Origin of the sequence: Alistipes sp. AF48-12, assembly GCF_003477565.1 — a bacterium.
Lineage (GTDB): Bacteria > Bacteroidota > Bacteroidia > Bacteroidales > Rikenellaceae > Alistipes_A > Alistipes_A hominis.
Map to the genome: position 1 here is coordinate 78,227 of NZ_QUDJ01000015.1, position 15,981 is coordinate 94,207.

Sequence of the window (15,981 nt, forward strand, 5' to 3'; positions counted from 1 at the left end):
TGGCACGATGCAAAAGAGATTTGAAGTATGTATAAAAACAGTAAATTCACCATTATTCTGCCGGCGGTCGTAGCCTGTTCGCTGGTGGCGGGGGTTCTTTTGGGCGGCCTGGTTTTTCGCACGAGTCGTCCGGTCGTCCGGCGGCCCGCCCTGACGGCTCCGGGCAGCGACAAGATCAATCGGCTGCTGTCGCTGATCGGGACGCAGTACGTGGACTCGGTTTCGATCGATTCGCTGACCGAACGGGTCATTCCGCTGATCCTCGATGAGCTGGATCCCCATTCCACGTACCTGTCGGCTCAAGATCTGTCGCGGGCGAAGGAGAGCATCGAAGGGGAATTCGACGGGATCGGGGTCGTTTTCAATATGGCGACCGATACGGTGATCGTGCTGAACGTGGTCAACTCGGGGCCGAGCGCCAAGGCCGGAATACAGGCCGGGGACCGCATCGTGACGGTGAACGATACCGTGGTGGCCGGCATTAAGATGCCGCAGGACAGCGTCGTGAAACGGTTGCGCGGGCCGCGCGGCAGCCAGGTGACGCTCGGTATCCAGCGGGCGGGCGTAAAGGATCTGGTTCCGTTCGTCGTGACCCGCGACGCCATTCCTATCAAAAGCATCGTCGCCGCCTACATGATCCGTCCCGAAACGGGGTATATCAAGTTCGAACAGTTCTCGATGAATGCTCATAAAGAACTGGCCGAAGCGATCGCTCGGTTGAAGGAGCAGGGTATGAAAAAACTGATCCTCGACGTGCGCGGCAATCCGGGGGGATTGCTCGACCAGGCGATTTTGATATCGCGGGAGTTTCTTCCGAAAGGCAAAATGATCGTTTATACGCAGGATCGTGACGGGAACCGGGAGATCGAATACAGCGAAGGGAACGGCAAGTTTATGGATGAGGAACTGGTCGTTCTGATCGACGAGAACAGCGCTTCGGCGAGCGAGATTCTGGCCGGCGCGCTCCAGGATAACGACCGGGGAACGATCATCGGTCGCAGATCGTTCGGTAAGGGGCTGGTGCAGAATCAGATTCCGTTTCCGGACGGTTCGGCGGTACGGCTTACCGTCGCCCGTTACTATACGCCGACCGGACGTTCGATCCAGAAACCGTACAGCAACGGACGCGAAGATTACTACAACGAATTGTTGTCGCGTTACCAGCACGACGAAATGTTTTCGGCCGACAGCATCCATTTTGCCGACAGCCTGAAATATACGACCGAGTCGGGACGCGTGGTGTACGGCGGAGGCGGGATCATGCCGGATATTTTCGTTCCGGTCGATACGACGGATATGACGCCCTATTTCCGCGAGGTCGCCGGGCGCAGCATCTTGTACAAGTTTACGCTGGAATTTTCCGACCGTTACCGCGGGCAGTTGAACAAGATCCGTTCGCTGGAAGAACTCGACCGGTTTTTCGACCGGCAGCCGAATCTGTTGAACGAGTTCGTAAGTTACGCGGCAAAAGCGGGCGTGGCGCCAAAGCCCGCCGAGATCGAGCGTTCGAAAGCGATCCTGCTGGCGCAGCTCAAGGCTTACATCGGCCGGAATACGGAGTTGGAGGACAATGCGTTCTATCACGAAATCCAGGGAATCGACAACGTGATTGCCCGGTCGATCGAAGTGCTCGATTCCGCCGGGCACGCCGGATCGTGACCGATTGCGCATCTATAAAACGAACGGGCTACCGCTGCGGTAGCCCGTTCGTTTTATAGATCCGTTCCGTTTTCTATTTCAGGAGCGGGTCGATCTCGGCGCATAGGTTTCTGAATATCCCGTCGATATCTCCGGTGCCGTTAACGGCGCGGTATTTCCCCTGTTTTTTATAGTGTTCGGCTACGATGGCCGTTTGAGCTTTGTAAACGTCGATCCGGTTCCGGATGACCGATTCGCAGCGATCGTCGGCCCGGCCGCTGTCCTTGCTGCGGAGCAGGATCCGTTTGATCAGTTCTTCGTCGGGAACTTCCAGCGACAGTATCAGGTTGATCGGCGCGCCGTGCATTTCCATGATTTTGTCGAACGCTTCGGCTTGCGGCGTGGTTCTCGGGAATCCGTCGAAAACGTTTCCCTTGCAGTCTTTGTGCTTGCAGACATACTCGGTTATGATGTCGATAACCAATTCGTCCGGAGCCAGATGCCCCTTGTCGATGTAACTTTTCATACTTCGGCCCAGCGGCGATTCCTGCCGGATCTCTTCCCGGATGACTTCTCCGGTCGAGATGTGGTGAAAACCGTATTTTTCGATCAGTTTGGCTGCCTGCGTTCCCTTTCCGGCCCCCGGCGGGCCGAACAATACAATGTTCAACATCGTGTTAAAATTTAATGATTCACTCTTTTAAATGTTAACAAAAGTAGTGTATTTTTTTGCCGGAACAAAAGATAAAGTACCTTTGTGTTTACTAAAACGCAATAAAAATGGATGATACGAAGCGAACGGAGATCGCCGAACTGGGCGAATTCGGCCTGATCGACCGGATCTGCGCCCCTTTCGAGCCGCAGCAGAAAACCACGGTAAAGGGATGCGGAGACGACGCCGCCGTACTCGATGCGGGAGATCGTTACGGATTGGTTTCGACCGACCTGATGTTGGAAGGTGTACATTTCGACCTGACCTATTTCCCGTTGCAGCATCTGGGGTATAAAGCGGTCGTGGTGGCCGTGTCGGATATTCTGGCGATGAACGGGACGCCGCGGCAAGTACTGGTATCGCTCGGGATATCGTCGCGTTTCTCGGTCGAGATGATCGACCGGTTCTACGAAGGGGTGCGGGCCGCCTGTTCCGATTTCAAGACCGACCTGGTCGGAGGAGATACGTCGGCCTCGGTTAACGGCCTTACGATCAGCGTGACCGCGACCGGCGACGTGGACAAGGACAAGATCGCGTACCGTAGCGGAGCCGGAGCGAACGACCTGATCTGCCTGACGGGCGACTTGGGAGCCGCTTATATGGGGCTTCATCTGCTGGAACGCGAGAAACGGGCCTGCGACGGGCATCCGAATCCGGAGCCGAAGTTCGAAGGGTACGAATATATCCTGCGCAGGCAGTTGAAACCCGATGCGCGGGTGGATGTCGTCGAAAAACTCGCCCAAAGCGGAATCGTGCCTACGTCGATGATCGATATTTCGGACGGGCTGTCGTCCGAACTGCTGCACCTGTGCAAAGCGTCGGACAAGGGAGCGCGGATCTACCTGAACCGGCTGCCGATCGCCAAGCAGACCTATGCGATGGCGGACGAACTGCACAGCGATCCAGTGGTTGCCGCGTTGAACGGCGGCGACGATTACGAGTTGTTATTTACCGTGCCGCTCGCCCGGCGGCAGGAAGTCTTCGCGCTCGGGGTGGACGTGATCGGTCATATGACCGAAGCGGGAACCGGAGCCGCGTTGGTCACACCTGACGGGCAGGAAATTGCGTTGCAGGCGCAGGGCTGGAAATAGCGGGGTACTCCGGGTCATTGCGCCTGCGGTACGACCGGCGTTGCCGCCGCGACGCTGTCCGCCGCGGGTTCGACCGGTTTGATCAGTCCCCGTTTGACCATCATCGGCGTAATGTCCGGGTCCTTGCCGCGGAAATTGCGGTAGAGTTCGGCTCCGTCCTGCGTGCCGCCGCGTTCGAGAATGTTTTTCCGGAAAGAGAGGGCGGTCGCTTTATCGAAAATGTCTCCGCTTTCGACGAATGCTTCGAAGGCGTCCCGGTCGAGTACCTCGGCCCATAAATAACCGTAATATCCCGCCGCGTAGCCGCTGTTGAAAATATGGTTGAAATAGGGGTAGCGGTAACGCGGTTCGATCTGTCCGATCAGTCCGCGCTTGTCGTTCAGCGCCTCTTTTTCAAAAGCTTCCGGATCGAACGGTTTGTAGTCTTCGATCGTATGGATGTCTATGTCGGACAGCGCCGCGGCTACCAGTTCCGTGGTGGCGAATCCCTGGTTGAACTGCCTGCTTTTGCGGATTTTCCGGATCAGGCTTTCGGGCATCGGCTCCCCGGACACGAGGTGCTTGGCGTAGAGCCGCAACATTTCGGGTTCGGTCGCCCAGTTTTCCATGATCTGCGAGGGCAGTTCCACGAAGTCGCGCTCTACCCGGTTCAGTCCGGCGTAGCGTACCTGCGAAAATAGTTTGTGCAAGGCGTGTCCGAACTCGTGAAACAGCGTTTCGGTTTCGTCGAGCGTCAGTTGGGCCGGATCGCTTCCGTTCGGACGGGTGAAGTTGCAGACGATCGTGACGATCGGGGCGATGCGCTTGCCGTCCGTACCGTAGGATGCTTCGCGAAACGTGCCGCACCAGGCGCCTCCCCGCTTGCCGTCGCGCGGATAGAGGTCGAAATAGAGGACTCCCAGATGGGTATTGTCTTTGTCGAGCACTTCGTAGGCGGAACACTCCTTGTTATATACCGGAACCGAAACCGGGCGGAAGGTCAGCCCCCACAGCCGGTTGCTAAGCTGAAAAACGCCCGATCGGACATTGTCCAGCGAGAAGTAGAGGTTGAGCGACGTCTGGTCGAGGTTATATTGCGATTTGCGGACTTTTTCGGCATAATACCGCCAGTCCCATGCGGCGAACGCGCTGTCCTGTGTCTCCTTCGCCTTGATCGCGCGCAGGGTCTCCAACTCCCGTTTCGCCGTATCGAGGGCGGGTTTCCAGAGTTTGTCGAGCAGGTCGTACACCCGTTCGGGAGTTTTCGCCATCCGGTCGTCCAGCACGAAGGCGGCGTAGGAAGGGTAGTCCATCAGGCGGGCTTTCTCGGTGCGGAGCCGGATGATGTCGTTGACGATCTGCCGGTTGTCGAACTGGTTGCCGTTGCTGCCGCGCTTTACGTAGCCGGTGTACAGCTTTTCGCGCAGTCCCCGGTTTTCGGCATAGGTTAGGAACGGGATCATGCTGGGCGGACTGAGCGTGAAAACCCATTTGTCGGTCATTCCCATCTCTTTGGCCTTGTCTGCCGCCGCGTCGGTGACGGTCTGGGGAACCCCGCTGATGTCTTTCGAACTTTCGACGACGAGGGTAAAATCCCGCGTCTCGGCCAGCAGGTTGTTGCCGAATCGGACGCTCAGCAACGACAGTTCCCGGTTGATGTCGCGCAGCCGCTCCTTCTGCCGCGCATTGAGCTGCGCTCCGGCCCTGACGAACTGTTTATAGGTCTGTTCGGTCAGGCGGACCTGTTCGGCCGACAACGCGCTGCCGCCGATCTGTTCGTGCACGGCGCTGATTTTATCGAATAACTTATCGTTCAGGTAGATGTCGTCGTAATGGGCCGATACGGCCGGCGCGATCGCGAGGTCGGCCGCCTGCAGTTCGTCGTTGCTGTCGGCCGCTTTGACCTGCGCGAACGCGGCATACGCCTTTTTCAGCAGTTCGCCGCTACGGTCGAGCGCGGCGATCACGTTTTCGAAACTCGGCGCATCCGGGTTGGCGACGATCGAATCGATTTCGGCGGCGTGGTCGGCGATACCCTTCTCGATAGCGGGCTTATAGTGCCCGTTTTTGATTTTGTCGAACGGAGGAACTCCGAACGGCGTATCCCACACGGTGAAAAACGGATTGGCGTCGGCCTGTTTCTTTTCACAGCCCGAGCCGGCTGACAGAACGGCGGTCATGAATGCGGCAATTAAAAAAAATCTCATGGATCTTCGGATGACGTTGTTTGTTCCTCGGTTGTTTCGTACCTTTGTCAGGACATGCAAAAGTAACCATAATCCAGTATATAACGCCTCTGCCGATGCAATTATTTTACGCTCCGGACGTCGATTTCAGTACCGGCCGCTACCTGCTTTCCGGGGAAGAGTCGCGTCATTGCGCCCGGGTGCTGCGTTTGCGCAGCGGCGACTTCGTGCATATTACCGATGGCCGGGGAACGCTTTGCCGGGCCGAGATCGTTTCCGTTTCGCCGCACGGCTGCGAGTTGTCTCTCGGCGAGCGTACCGAAAATTTCGAAAAGCGCGGTTATTTTCTGCAAGTAGCCGTGGCGCCGACCAAAAACATGGACCGGTTGGAATGGTTCGCCGAGAAGGCTACCGAGATCGGTATCGACCGGATCACGCCGTTGCTGACCGATCACTGCGAACGGCGGACGGTCAAGACCGACCGGTTGATACGGGTCGTGACCGGCGCCGTCAAGCAGTCGTTGAAAGCCTGGCATCCGCAGGTGGACGAGCTGACCCCGTTTCGCGAGTTGATCGGACAACCGTTCGACGGGAAAAAGCTAATCGCCCATTGCGAGGCCGACGCGGGGAAGATCCTGCTGAGGGATTGCGTTCGCCGCGGAGAGAACGTGCTGGTGCTGATCGGCCCGGAAGGCGACTTTTCGAAAGAGGAGATCGCCCTGGCGTACCGCAACGGTTTCGTTCCGGTTTCGCTGGGGAACAGCCGGCTGCGTACCGAGACGGCCGCCGTCGTAGCGACGCATTCGGTCGCTTTCCTGAATGAAAAATGATTTGAAATTTGATGAATACCGTTTTTACGATGCGTAAGTCGTTCGATTTGTTCTGGTCTTTCCTGAAGATAGGGATTTTTACGTTCGGCGGAGGATATGCGATGGTGGCCCTGATCGAGAAGGAGGTCGTCGACCGCCGGAGATGGGTCGAACGGACGGAATTTCTCGACCTGCTGACATTGGCCCAAACCTCGCCGGGAGCGTTGGCGCTCAATACCGCCGTTTTCGTCGGTTATAAGGTCGATGGGTACCGCGGGGGAGTGTGGTCGGTGTTGGGCGTAGTGGTTCCTTCGTTCGTCATTATTCTGGTCATCGCATTGTTTTTTGCGGAGTTCCGGCACGATCCGGTGGTCGAAGCCGTTTTCAAAGGGATGCGGCCGGCGGTCGTCGCCCTGGTGCTGGCCCCCGTATTCAATCTGTCCCGGGGGATCGGGCCGGTGCGGCTGGGTCTTGGCGCACTGGCGCTCGGCGTAACATGGTATGCGGGATTCTCTCCCGTCTACCTGATTCTGGTGGGAGCCCTGGCCGGGATCGGGTACGGGGTTTATCGCAAAAAGAAAGGGAAAGGATTATGATTTACCTGCAACTGTTTTTATCCTATCTGAAGATCGGCTTTTTCGGTTTCGGCGGCGGTTATGCGATGTTGTCGTTGATCCAGCACGAGGTGGTGATCAGCCACCAGTGGATTTCGAACAGCGAACTGACCGATATCATCGCCATTTCGCAGATGACGCCGGGGCCGATCTCGATCAACAGCGCGACCTACATCGGCTATGTCGTGACGGGGAATATCTGGGGCGCGATCCTCGCTACGTTCGCGGTCTGCCTGCCGTCCATAACGCTGATGATCGTGATCACGCGGTTTTACCTCGCTTTGCAGGACAACCTGTATATCAAAAGCGCGATGTTCGGAATGCGGCCGATGATCCTTGCGATGATCGGACTGGCCGGCGCGGTGCTTTTCACGCCCGATACGTTCATGGACGCGGCGAGCTGGGCGATCTTCGGCGTAGTGTTCGTGGCTACGCTGCGAAAGGTCGATCCGATCTGGCTGATTGTGCTGTCCGGCGCGGCAGGCTATCTGATATACGGATAGCGTCGTTGGTTGGTAATGCGTTGATTCGTTATTTGTCTCCGATTCCGATGCCTTGAGTCTTAAAGCCATAAATGTTACTTGTTTTATATTTGTCCGGGATAGAAAAAACGAAGAAGTTGCATTCGATCGAATGCAACTTCTTCGCAAAATTTCGATGCAGGAATATTGCGTATCATTGTGCGGGTGCACATGCAATGACTGTGACTTTTCCTGCGTCGGCATAAGGACAACATGCTTTGGGTGCGGGCCTTGAGCATTCTGAGATATGGTAAGTGATTGTGACGGATGCTCCACCCGAAACAGTTATCGGAAGTTTAAAACCTCCGATGATTATTTCTCCATCAGCATTGGCCCCTACGGTAGCCGTATGTTGAGGGTATGCCATCGTCATATCGGGAACGTCGTAAGGATTAGGACATTTTGTCGAAGAGTTATTTTCGTTTTGCACTAATGCTTCTACATTAGCTAATAGCAATTCATTGGTAATTATTGATTTTTCGGCTGAAAAATATACCGCAAATGCAAAAACTCCAGCTGCAATAGCTCCGATGATACAAAATGCTTTCTGTTTCATAGTAAAATTTGTGGAAGTTGTTTAACAAAAAGTTTAATATAAAAAGATAATTTGGTGCAAAATTATTTGATAAAGCGGAACTTTTTAATCCGTATTGTCAACGATCTCTTTTTTTAACGTGAAAAAAGAGATGACGGGATTGTCGTCTTCTTTTATTGTTTGAGCTATTCTTCGTACGGTCGTATCGTTGCTCTTTTCCAGAATAACATGCATGTTTGTTCCGAATGTCAAAGGGGAGATCGCCGTGATAAAGGTATTTTCCGAATAGCATGTAGACGGACTATTCAGGTTGAGGCACGTTGATAGCGTCAATAGGTTGTCATCGAAATACCGGTAATAGTAAGTTCCCCGCTTTTTTTGTTTGTCCCAGATCAGTGTGTAATCCTGAATCGAAGGAGAATCTTTTGTTTTGCCGAAAGTAACTAACAAGTATTGCGGCGTTTCGAACAGGTTGGTAACTCCCGAACTGTATCCGCTATCGAATAAGGTCTGCAACAATTCGAAGTAGTTTTTATGATTGTTTTGTTGCAAAAAACGCTCGTCCGGCAACGGATCTATCATTTCTATCGAATACATTTCTGTTATTTGTTCCCCTTCGATCTGGTATATCTTGTTCGAAACAGATTGAATGAATGATAAGTTGTGACTACAGCGGGTGATCGGATGGTTGGAGAATGTCAACAGTCCGGTATTCATAGACAGATTGCTTTGCAGAAAAAGATTCTTGACCTGATAACCGACTGCATCGGCCAAGCCGTATTGAAATGCCGTATTGTCTTCGAGCGAGGGATTGGTTATAAAAAAGTTGCATAGCAGGGAAGTGCTGTCAGCCATCTCGATATCGGCCATGTAATTATAGATAGGATCGATTGGTGTTTTGCTTTTAAAATTTCCGGAATAATCGTACTCCAACGCTTTACGCGTATATCCGTCGATCAATATGATGCTTTTGCGGTACCGATTCAGAAAAAACGCAGATATTGTATTGTATTCGTTTCCGGATCTTCCTCGTTCCCCGATTTGGGCTATAAATCTTCCTTCGTTGCTGAAGGCGTATATGGCCCGTCCGTCGTAAATAAATAATGTGCTATCCTGATATTTGATTTTTTGGATGTCTTTCAGCAAGCATTTTTCATGTGTTTCCAAAGGTACATATTTGATCTGGTCGATCAATGCGGCGCTGTGTACTTCTTCGACTATATTGCATTGCCCTCGGGAGATAACGATTGAACGGTCGCTGTTTATTTTGATATTTTGTCCCGGCGTACAACTTTGCCATCCGATGAAGCTAAATAATATTCCAATGCAAACCCGTATTCTCATGACTTTTGAGAATTTTGAATTAAGAATTTATATAAAAATAGATATAAATACATGTGCTTTAACTTGTTTTTGTTCTTTTTTTATGAGAAATTTGTGGTTGTGGATCAAATGTCCATTGCTTTCAGATCTTGATTGCCTGCCAGATCGTCTGTTTTGTCTCGTCCTGCAGCAATCTGTATATCAAAAGCGCGATGTTCGGAATGCGGCCGATGGTACTTGCGATGATCGTGCTGTCCGGCGCGGCAGGCTATCTGATATACGGTTTGTAAAAAGTGTATAACCTGTTTATAAGTTGTTCGACTCTGTTCATAAATCCGGGAGATACCGGAGGAAGCTGTTGGAAATCTTTTCCGTTTTTCGGATCGGGCATGTGTAAAACGGCGATATCCAGTTGTTTATCCGTATGTAGGTTATGAACCGTTTTCGTTTTTCGCTTTAAGATTGTTTTTCGCCCCCCGAAACGACAAAAATTAATCGATTAAAAGATTGCTTCCGATACCGCAATGTGTTACTTTTGCCTCGTTATTCATGTATTACCCGATAAAATGACAAGTTTATGAAAAAGTATTTTCTGGATGTGCTGAAATTGCAGTATGCTGATTTTAAGGGCAGGGCGTCGCGCAGGCAGTTCTGGATGTTCGTTTTGTACAATGTGATCGCCGCCGTGATCGTCGGGATTATCGGCGGTATCGTCGGACTGAACGCGATCCTGAGCGGTTTGTACAGTTTGGCGTTGTTGATTCCGTCCCTGGCTATCTCCGTAAGGCGGTTGCAGGATATCGACAAGGAGTGGTACTGGATTTTGATCAGTTTGATTCCGCTGGTGGGGAGCATCTGGTTGATCGTTCTTTACTGCCAGCCCGGCACGCCGTCGGACAACCGGTTCGGAAAAGTGCCCGACGCCGAATAAGAGGTCGAGGAACCCAAGAAACAGGCCGGGGCGTTCGAATGGGACGCCCCGGTTTTTTGCGGCATAATAGGGCCGTCCCGGTAAAATAAACCCGGTAACCGCTGTCCGGTACCGGGTTTGCATGACTTACGATATTTCGACGGATCAGGTATTCATCGCTCCGCAAACGTGGATTACCTGTCCGCTGACGTACGACGACAGGTCGGATGCGAGGAACAGGGCTACCTTGGCCACGTCTTCGGGCGTACCGCCGCGACGCAACGGAATCTGTTTGGCCCATTCGGCCTTTACTTCGTCCGACAGCGCATTGGTCATATCGGTAATGATGAAACCCGGCGCGATCGCGTTGGCGCGGATGCCGCGGGGACCCAGCTCTTTGGCGATCGACTTGGCTAGACCGATCAGGCCGGCTTTCGAAGCGGAGTAGTTGGTCTGTCCGGCATTGCCCGAAACGCCCACCACCGACGCCATGTTGATGATGCTGCCGCTTTTCTGCTTCATCATCACCGGCGTTACGGCATGGATGAAGTTGAATGCGGATTTCAGGTTCACGTTGATAACCATATCCCACTGCTGTTCGCTCATGCGCATCATCAGGCCGTCGCGGGTGATCCCGGCGTTATTGACCAGTACGTCGATGCGACCGAAATCCTTCACGATCTGAGCCACCACGCCGGCCGTATCTTCGAAGTCTGCGGCGTTGGAGGCATATCCTTTGGCCTTGACGCCGAGCGCCTGCAACTCTTTTTCCGTGTTCTGGAAATTTTCGTCCACTTTCAGGTCGGTAAAGACGACCGACGCGCCCTCTTCGGCAAACCGCATGGCGATTGCCTTCCCGATTCCCCGGGCGGCTCCGGTCACGATAGCGACTTTTCCTTCAAGTAATTTCATTCGTCTGTTTTTTAGTGTCTAACAAAATGGTTCGTTTTCGGCGGCATCCCGCCTGGACGGTTCTCGCTTTTTGCCGGGAGCAACTTTAAGCAGAGCCTTTTAGCTATGCCCGTTTCCCCGTCGAAAGCCATACAAAGGTAATAATTTATTTTGGTTCGGAGATGATTCGGTGGGTTTTATTGCTCTTTTTTACTACCTTTGGAGCGTTCTTCAAGGCTATTAAACTTTAAAGATAAATCTTATGGTAAGGGATGAAAAACTATTCGGATTGATCGAGAGCGAAAAGCAGCGGCAGTTGCACGGTATCGAGTTGATCGCTTCCGAGAACTTTGTAAGCGAGCAGGTTATGCAGGCGATGGGTTCCGTGTTGACTAACAAATATGCCGAAGGGTATCCGGGGGCGCGTTATTACGGCGGTTGCGAAGTGGTGGATCAGGTGGAGCAACTGGCCATCGACCGTCTGTGCGAGTTGTACGGCGCCGAATACGCTAACGTGCAGCCGCACTCGGGAGCGCAGGCGAACATGGCCGTTTTCCTGACGGTGCTCAAGCCGGGCGATACTTTTATGGGGCTCGATCTGGCGCACGGCGGTCATTTGTCGCACGGTTCGCCGGTCAACACGTCGGGTATCCTTTACAATGCGATCGGCTACAAGCTGAGCGAAGAGACCGGAACGATCGATTACGATGCGATGGAACGTCTCGCCCTCGAACACAAACCGAAAATGATTATCGGCGGCGCGTCGGCGTACAGCCGCGAGTGGGATTACAAGCGGATGCGCGAGATCGCCGACAAAGTGGGCGCGCTGCTGATGGTCGACATGGCGCATACGGCGGGCCTGATTGCCGCCGGGCTGCTCGACAATCCGGTGAAATACGCTCATATCGTTACTTCGACCACCCACAAAACCCTGCGCGGCCCGCGCGGCGGCGTGATCCTGATGGGTAAGGACTTCGAGAATCCGTGGGGAGTCAAGACTCCGAAAGGGGAGATCAAGAAGATGTCCGCTATGTTGAACTCGGCTGTTTTCCCCGGCATCCAGGGCGGCCCGTTGGAACATGTGATCGCCGCCAAAGCGGTCGCTTTCGGCGAAGCGCTCGATTCCTCTTACAAGGAGTATCAGGCGCAGGTGCAGAAAAATGCGAAGGCGATGGCTGCCGCATTCGTAAAGCGCGGTTACAAAATCGTATCGGGCGGTACGGATAATCACCTGATGCTGATTGATCTGCGTACCAAGTTCCCCGACCTGACCGGAAAGCAGGTCGAGAAGGTGCTGGTAAAAGCCGATATCACGACCAACAAGAATATGGTGCCGTTCGACAGCCGCTCGCCGTTCCAGACTTCGGGTATCCGCGTCGGGACGCCGGCCATTACGACCCGCGGTTTGAAAGAAGACCAGATGGAAACGATCGTAGAACTGATCGACCGGGTGTTGTCGGATATCGACAACGAGTCGAATATCGTTGCCGTACGGAAAGAGGTCAATACGTTGATGGCGAAATATCCGTTGTTCGCCTGGTAGAGCGGCAGAAAACGTACGAATGACAAAGGGAGGCGTCCGGTGCGGATTGCCTCCCTGTTTTTTGCCTGCGGATCATTTCGAAAAGATAATCAATACCGATCCGACGATCATAATTACGGCTCCGAGCAATTTACGCCCGATGGCCTGCTCCCGGAATATTTTGTAGCCGAGTAGGATACTGACGATTGTCGAGAGTTGGAAAAGCGCCAGGGCGTATCCCACGTTCATGCGGTCGAATACGTAATTGGTCGTGTACTGCATCGTGCCGATGCAGAGCACCAGCCAGACGTAGCGCGAAAAATCTTTGCGCCGGATCCGCAGCGGCGATTGCGAACGTCCGGCCAGTAGTGCCAGCGCCAGTGAAAACAAGGCTCCGAACCAGCACCAGGTGATAAAAGCGGTCGTGGCCGAAGCGTACAGGATGACCTTTTTGATGAATACCGCTTCGACGGCCGTCAGCACCATGGCCCATATCCGGTACCGGATGTCTTTTCTGCGCAGGATGGCCGGAGAAAACTTTTCGTTCAGCGTGTCCAGTACGAAATAGCTGCCTCCGACGATTAGCGCGATGCCTGCAACGCCCCATAATCCGGGAATTTCGCCCAGCAGCAGGATGCCGGCGATCATTCCGACGACCGATTTGTAGGAATTGATCGGTCCCAGCACCGATAGGTCGCCCCCTTGCAACGCTTTTACCAGAAAGCCGTTTCCGGTGGCGCCGAATATGCCGGCGACCGTGCACCAGACCCAGAACTCCTTCGGCAAAGCCGCCCACTCGATCCGGGTGGCAGGAACGATGCAGACCGCGCTCAGCAGCAGGAATGTGATGAAGTTGACCTTCAGCGGCGGCTCCGAGCGCTCGGTGAGCTGTTTCTGGAAAACGTTCGCCAACGGGTTCGACAAAATACGCAGCAGAACGGCTATTGCGGTTAACGCCATGTTCGCAAAGATTGTACGGATCGCTGTTTACCGGACGGGGAGAAGGAGTTTTTTAGAAATTCTCCATCCGAATGTTTTTATTTCTGGTTTTTTCCCGGTTCGATGGAGCCGGACCCCTTATATGAGCCGAATCGTTAAGGGCGAAGGATTCTTTCCCTGTCCACCTGCCTGATCCACAGATCGGCCATGCGTTGGTGTCCCGCCGCCGTCGGATGAACGCCGTCCCAGATCCAGTAAGTGTTTTGCGATGTGGGATCGCGCTGCAAGAGGTCGTTGAACATCTGTCGGTAGGGCAGGTAGACGGCCTTGTAATCTCGTGCTATCTTTTCTACGATCGCGCTGCAACGCTCCACGATTTTGTCATACTCCCCGAAATCTTTGTTTTCGCTCATGTTTCCCGTGGGGGCGACGAACGGCGAGGCCAGTACGATTTTCAGATTCGGATTTTCCTGACGCGTCCGGTCGAGCAGTTCGCGATATTTTTTGTCCCAAGCGTCGAAATCGAACGGCGAGGTTCTGTCGCCGTGCAGGTACCGGTTGATGTCGTTGATGCCGACGAGTATCGACAGCACGTCGGGGTTTATGTCCAATACGTCTTCCTGCCAACGTTTTTCCAAATCGTACAGCGAGTTTCCGCTGATTCCCCGGTTGAAAAATTCATATTCGTATTGCGGATATTCTCCCAGGTAATGGGAAGCGCACAGGTACATGAATCCGTGTCCGTATATATGGTTCATATCCCATAGAGTGCGTTCGGAAGAGGGCTTGCCGTCTCCGCTGCCCCAGTTGCCGTCGGTAATGGAATCCCCGATGAACAGAATTTTTAGTCCGCCTGCCTGCAAAGTGGCGGAAATAAGCATCAGGATGAGCGATGCGATTACGAATAAACCTCTTTTTTTCATGTTATGATTTATTTTAGATTTTTATCGGTTCGACTTAACCGATTGAAGAATAAACTTTTAGCGAATTATTTGAGAAATAGAGGTAACGATTTAGCAACTGTGCGAAATTCAGCGTTTTGCGTTGCTATACTGTCAAATAACTCTTTCATTTGCAAATATAATATCTTTTTCCGAAAGTACGAACTATCGGTGGCAATTTTATAAAATCGGCTTGCGAAAAAAGAAAATCATTCATCCCATTCATGAGGTTATGTTATGTAACAAATAGAAAAGGTGGTCAATGACCACCTTTTCTATTTGTTACGTATACCAACTATAGGAACTGTCTTTTCCATACCCGATTTAGCGGAATATTTGAATATCCCTATTTGTTTAGCACATTTACCTGAAGGTATCTTAATAACTTGGTCGTCATAGTAAGACAGTCCATCCTCATTCAAAAATAACACAGTTAATCCTGTTGGTATCAAGTATCCTTGTTTTACTTCGTTAGCTAAGGCTTCACCTGAATCCAAAACTTGAAATACCTTAAAAGAATTTTCACTTATACATTCTCCCTCTTTTTCAAATAATGTAATTCCTTTATAAGTAGAATTTCCACCAGCTATAAGCATGGAAACAACAACCACTAGAATAGCTCCAGTGACAACACCACCAATGAATATACATACTTTTTTCATAGCTGTCCTTGTCTAAATATCATCCAAATCATTTTGGATTTTGGCTTCAACATTTTGAGAATCACGATAGCGAATCATTACCATACCTTCATAAACTCCAGAAGACTTTTCAATTGAAAGTTGTATATCTCCTCCTGTCACTTCCCATGCACTACCATATACAACCGTTCCCTGATGCACTTCCGCCATTAAAGCGGTATTGGAATCTAAATGGGCAGGGTTGTTTTCTTTTGAAATTGTCGGCTTGCCATATTTACGAGTATATAAATCCTTATAATAGTCGTAAGTATTAACAAGGGTATTCCACTCCCCACTTGGGTCAAATAAAACGACAACTGCAAAAACATTTTTTCCATCGTCTGTAGCAGTTACCCCTACCGTTGCTTGACGACCTGTAAAGTCCCCTGAAAACAAAGTTATATTGTTTTCACGACCAATTGAAGTAAATCCTTTAGATTTGAGCTTTTGACAAAATTCTGTCATACTTCCCTCAATGGGAATACCCTTAAACGAAAGGTGCTCTTGTGCCATAATGTCAATGACTGCAAAGAGTACTGTTAAGGTGATTAAAATTTTCTTCATACTTATCATATTTAATTGGTTATATAGTAGTTAATAAATTAAAGTCTTCAATAGATATTTTACCTATTGAAACAAGCCATTCAAGATAAGAAATATCATCTTTAATATCGCCAAATTTTTGTCCTT

Annotated in this window: 16 protein-coding genes; 7 read left to right on the forward strand and 9 right to left on the reverse strand. The window is 51.8% G+C overall.

Annotated features, from left to right (window positions below; genetic code table 11):
* Positions 1–27 precede the first annotated feature (27 nt).
* Positions 28–1,659 (forward strand): S41 family peptidase, encoded by a 1,632-nt coding sequence (locus tag DW082_RS10425; RefSeq protein ID WP_118458499.1) that lies wholly within the window; start codon positions 28–30, stop codon positions 1,657–1,659.
* A gap of 73 nt (positions 1,660–1,732) precedes the next feature.
* Here DW082_RS10425 and DW082_RS10430 read toward each other — a convergent pair whose 3' ends face one another.
* The gene (locus DW082_RS10430; protein WP_118458501.1) at positions 1,733–2,311 is read right to left on the reverse strand and encodes an adenylate kinase; all 579 of its coding nucleotides are present in this window, start codon (positions 2,309–2,311) and stop codon (positions 1,733–1,735) included.
* 107 nt (positions 2,312–2,418) lie between these two features.
* Between DW082_RS10430 and thiL the strand changes: the two genes are divergently transcribed.
* Positions 2,419–3,441: a thiamine-phosphate kinase gene (gene thiL / locus DW082_RS10435; protein ID WP_118458503.1), complete on the forward strand. Its 1,023-nt coding sequence runs from the start codon at positions 2,419–2,421 to the stop codon at positions 3,439–3,441.
* A 14-nt stretch (positions 3,442–3,455) separates the two neighbouring features.
* Here the strand turns inward: thiL and DW082_RS10440 are convergent, their stop codons facing one another.
* Positions 3,456–5,627 carry a M3 family metallopeptidase gene (locus DW082_RS10440; protein WP_118458505.1) on the reverse strand — a complete coding sequence of 724 codons (2,172 nt, stop codon included), beginning with the start codon at positions 5,625–5,627 and terminating at the stop codon, positions 3,456–3,458.
* Between the two features lie 95 nt (positions 5,628–5,722).
* On the opposite strand from DW082_RS10440, the gene DW082_RS10445 reads away from it, so the two are divergent.
* The 3 genes from DW082_RS10445 to DW082_RS10455 are packed head-to-tail and all read left to right on the forward strand — an operon-like array spanning position 5,723 to position 7,532.
* The gene (locus DW082_RS10445; protein ID WP_101571113.1) at positions 5,723–6,436 is read left to right on the forward strand and encodes a 16S rRNA (uracil(1498)-N(3))-methyltransferase; all 714 of its coding nucleotides are present in this window, start codon (positions 5,723–5,725) and stop codon (positions 6,434–6,436) included.
* A gap of 11 nt (positions 6,437–6,447) precedes the next feature.
* On the forward strand, positions 6,448–7,011 hold the full coding sequence (locus DW082_RS10450; RefSeq protein ID WP_306345968.1) for a chromate transporter: 564 nt from the start codon (positions 6,448–6,450) through the stop codon (positions 7,009–7,011).
* The gene (locus DW082_RS10455) at positions 7,008–7,532 is read left to right on the forward strand and encodes a chromate transporter (protein WP_118458507.1); all 525 of its coding nucleotides are present in this window, start codon (positions 7,008–7,010) and stop codon (positions 7,530–7,532) included. Before DW082_RS10450 ends, DW082_RS10455 begins: the two co-directional genes overlap by 4 nt.
* A 172-nt stretch (positions 7,533–7,704) precedes the next feature.
* Here the strand turns inward: DW082_RS10455 and DW082_RS10460 are convergent, their stop codons facing one another.
* Complete coding sequence (locus DW082_RS10460) at positions 7,705–8,106, reverse strand: hypothetical protein (RefSeq protein WP_118458509.1); 402 nt, start codon at positions 8,104–8,106, stop codon at positions 7,705–7,707.
* Between the two features lie 84 nt (positions 8,107–8,190).
* The gene (locus tag DW082_RS10465; protein WP_101571112.1) at positions 8,191–9,429 is read right to left on the reverse strand and encodes a 6-bladed beta-propeller; all 1,239 of its coding nucleotides are present in this window, start codon (positions 9,427–9,429) and stop codon (positions 8,191–8,193) included.
* Between the two features lie 556 nt (positions 9,430–9,985).
* Between DW082_RS10465 and DW082_RS10470 the strand changes: the two genes are divergently transcribed.
* On the forward strand, positions 9,986–10,339 hold the full coding sequence (locus tag DW082_RS10470; RefSeq protein WP_055205445.1) for a DUF805 domain-containing protein: 354 nt from the start codon (positions 9,986–9,988) through the stop codon (positions 10,337–10,339).
* A 144-nt stretch (positions 10,340–10,483) separates the two neighbouring features.
* Here DW082_RS10470 and fabG read toward each other — a convergent pair whose 3' ends face one another.
* Positions 10,484–11,230 carry a 3-oxoacyl-[acyl-carrier-protein] reductase gene (fabG, locus tag DW082_RS10475; protein ID WP_055205446.1) on the reverse strand — a complete coding sequence of 249 codons (747 nt, stop codon included), beginning with the start codon at positions 11,228–11,230 and terminating at the stop codon, positions 10,484–10,486.
* Between the two features lie 241 nt (positions 11,231–11,471).
* On the opposite strand from fabG, the gene glyA reads away from it, so the two are divergent.
* Positions 11,472–12,752 carry a serine hydroxymethyltransferase gene (gene glyA, locus DW082_RS10480; protein WP_101571110.1) on the forward strand — a complete coding sequence of 427 codons (1,281 nt, stop codon included), beginning with the start codon at positions 11,472–11,474 and terminating at the stop codon, positions 12,750–12,752.
* A 72-nt stretch (positions 12,753–12,824) separates the two neighbouring features.
* Here the strand turns inward: glyA and DW082_RS10485 are convergent, their stop codons facing one another.
* The 4 genes from DW082_RS10485 to DW082_RS10505 form a co-directional block, all read right to left on the reverse strand.
* The gene (locus DW082_RS10485) at positions 12,825–13,691 is read right to left on the reverse strand and encodes an EamA family transporter (protein ID WP_055205448.1); all 867 of its coding nucleotides are present in this window, start codon (positions 13,689–13,691) and stop codon (positions 12,825–12,827) included.
* A 134-nt stretch (positions 13,692–13,825) separates the two neighbouring features.
* Positions 13,826–14,593, reverse strand: a complete 768-nt coding sequence (locus DW082_RS10490; protein ID WP_101571108.1) for an SGNH/GDSL hydrolase family protein — start codon at positions 14,591–14,593, stop codon at positions 13,826–13,828.
* 293 nt (positions 14,594–14,886) lie between these two features.
* Positions 14,887–15,273 (reverse strand): hypothetical protein, encoded by a 387-nt coding sequence (locus tag DW082_RS10500; RefSeq protein ID WP_049702882.1) that lies wholly within the window; start codon positions 15,271–15,273, stop codon positions 14,887–14,889.
* 12 nt (positions 15,274–15,285) lie between these two features.
* Positions 15,286–15,855: a hypothetical protein gene (locus DW082_RS10505; protein WP_049703371.1), complete on the reverse strand. Its 570-nt coding sequence runs from the start codon at positions 15,853–15,855 to the stop codon at positions 15,286–15,288.
* Between the last annotated feature and the right edge of the window lie 126 nt (positions 15,856–15,981).

What these genes read in the sequence shown, in the direction of transcription:
- DW082_RS10470 (WP_055205445.1), top strand. Translation starts at nt 9,986, where the DNA reads ATGAAAAAGTATTTTCTGGATGTGCTGAAATTGCAGTATGCTGATTTT.
- DW082_RS10485 (WP_055205448.1), bottom strand. Translation starts at nt 13,691, where the DNA reads ATGGCGTTAACCGCAATAGCCGTTCTGCTGCGTATTTTGTCGAACCCG.
- fabG (WP_055205446.1), bottom strand. Translation starts at nt 11,230, where the DNA reads ATGAAATTACTTGAAGGAAAAGTCGCTATCGTGACCGGAGCCGCCCGG.
- DW082_RS10455 (WP_118458507.1), top strand. Translation starts at nt 7,008, where the DNA reads ATGATTTACCTGCAACTGTTTTTATCCTATCTGAAGATCGGCTTTTTC.
- DW082_RS10430 (WP_118458501.1), bottom strand. Translation starts at nt 2,311, where the DNA reads ATGTTGAACATTGTATTGTTCGGCCCGCCGGGGGCCGGAAAGGGAACG.
- DW082_RS10490 (WP_101571108.1), bottom strand. Translation starts at nt 14,593, where the DNA reads ATGAAAAAAAGAGGTTTATTCGTAATCGCATCGCTCATCCTGATGCTT.
- DW082_RS10500 (WP_049702882.1), bottom strand. Translation starts at nt 15,273, where the DNA reads ATGAAAAAAGTATGTATATTCATTGGTGGTGTTGTCACTGGAGCTATT.
- DW082_RS10505 (WP_049703371.1), bottom strand. Translation starts at nt 15,855, where the DNA reads ATGAAGAAAATTTTAATCACCTTAACAGTACTCTTTGCAGTCATTGAC.
- DW082_RS10450 (WP_306345968.1), top strand. Translation starts at nt 6,448, where the DNA reads ATGAATACCGTTTTTACGATGCGTAAGTCGTTCGATTTGTTCTGGTCT.
- thiL (WP_118458503.1), top strand. Translation starts at nt 2,419, where the DNA reads ATGGATGATACGAAGCGAACGGAGATCGCCGAACTGGGCGAATTCGGC.
- DW082_RS10445 (WP_101571113.1), top strand. Translation starts at nt 5,723, where the DNA reads ATGCAATTATTTTACGCTCCGGACGTCGATTTCAGTACCGGCCGCTAC.
- DW082_RS10425 (WP_118458499.1), top strand. Translation starts at nt 28, where the DNA reads ATGTATAAAAACAGTAAATTCACCATTATTCTGCCGGCGGTCGTAGCC.
- DW082_RS10460 (WP_118458509.1), bottom strand. Translation starts at nt 8,106, where the DNA reads ATGAAACAGAAAGCATTTTGTATCATCGGAGCTATTGCAGCTGGAGTT.
- DW082_RS10440 (WP_118458505.1), bottom strand. Translation starts at nt 5,627, where the DNA reads ATGAGATTTTTTTTAATTGCCGCATTCATGACCGCCGTTCTGTCAGCC.
- DW082_RS10465 (WP_101571112.1), bottom strand. Translation starts at nt 9,429, where the DNA reads ATGAGAATACGGGTTTGCATTGGAATATTATTTAGCTTCATCGGATGG.
- glyA (WP_101571110.1), top strand. Translation starts at nt 11,472, where the DNA reads ATGGTAAGGGATGAAAAACTATTCGGATTGATCGAGAGCGAAAAGCAG.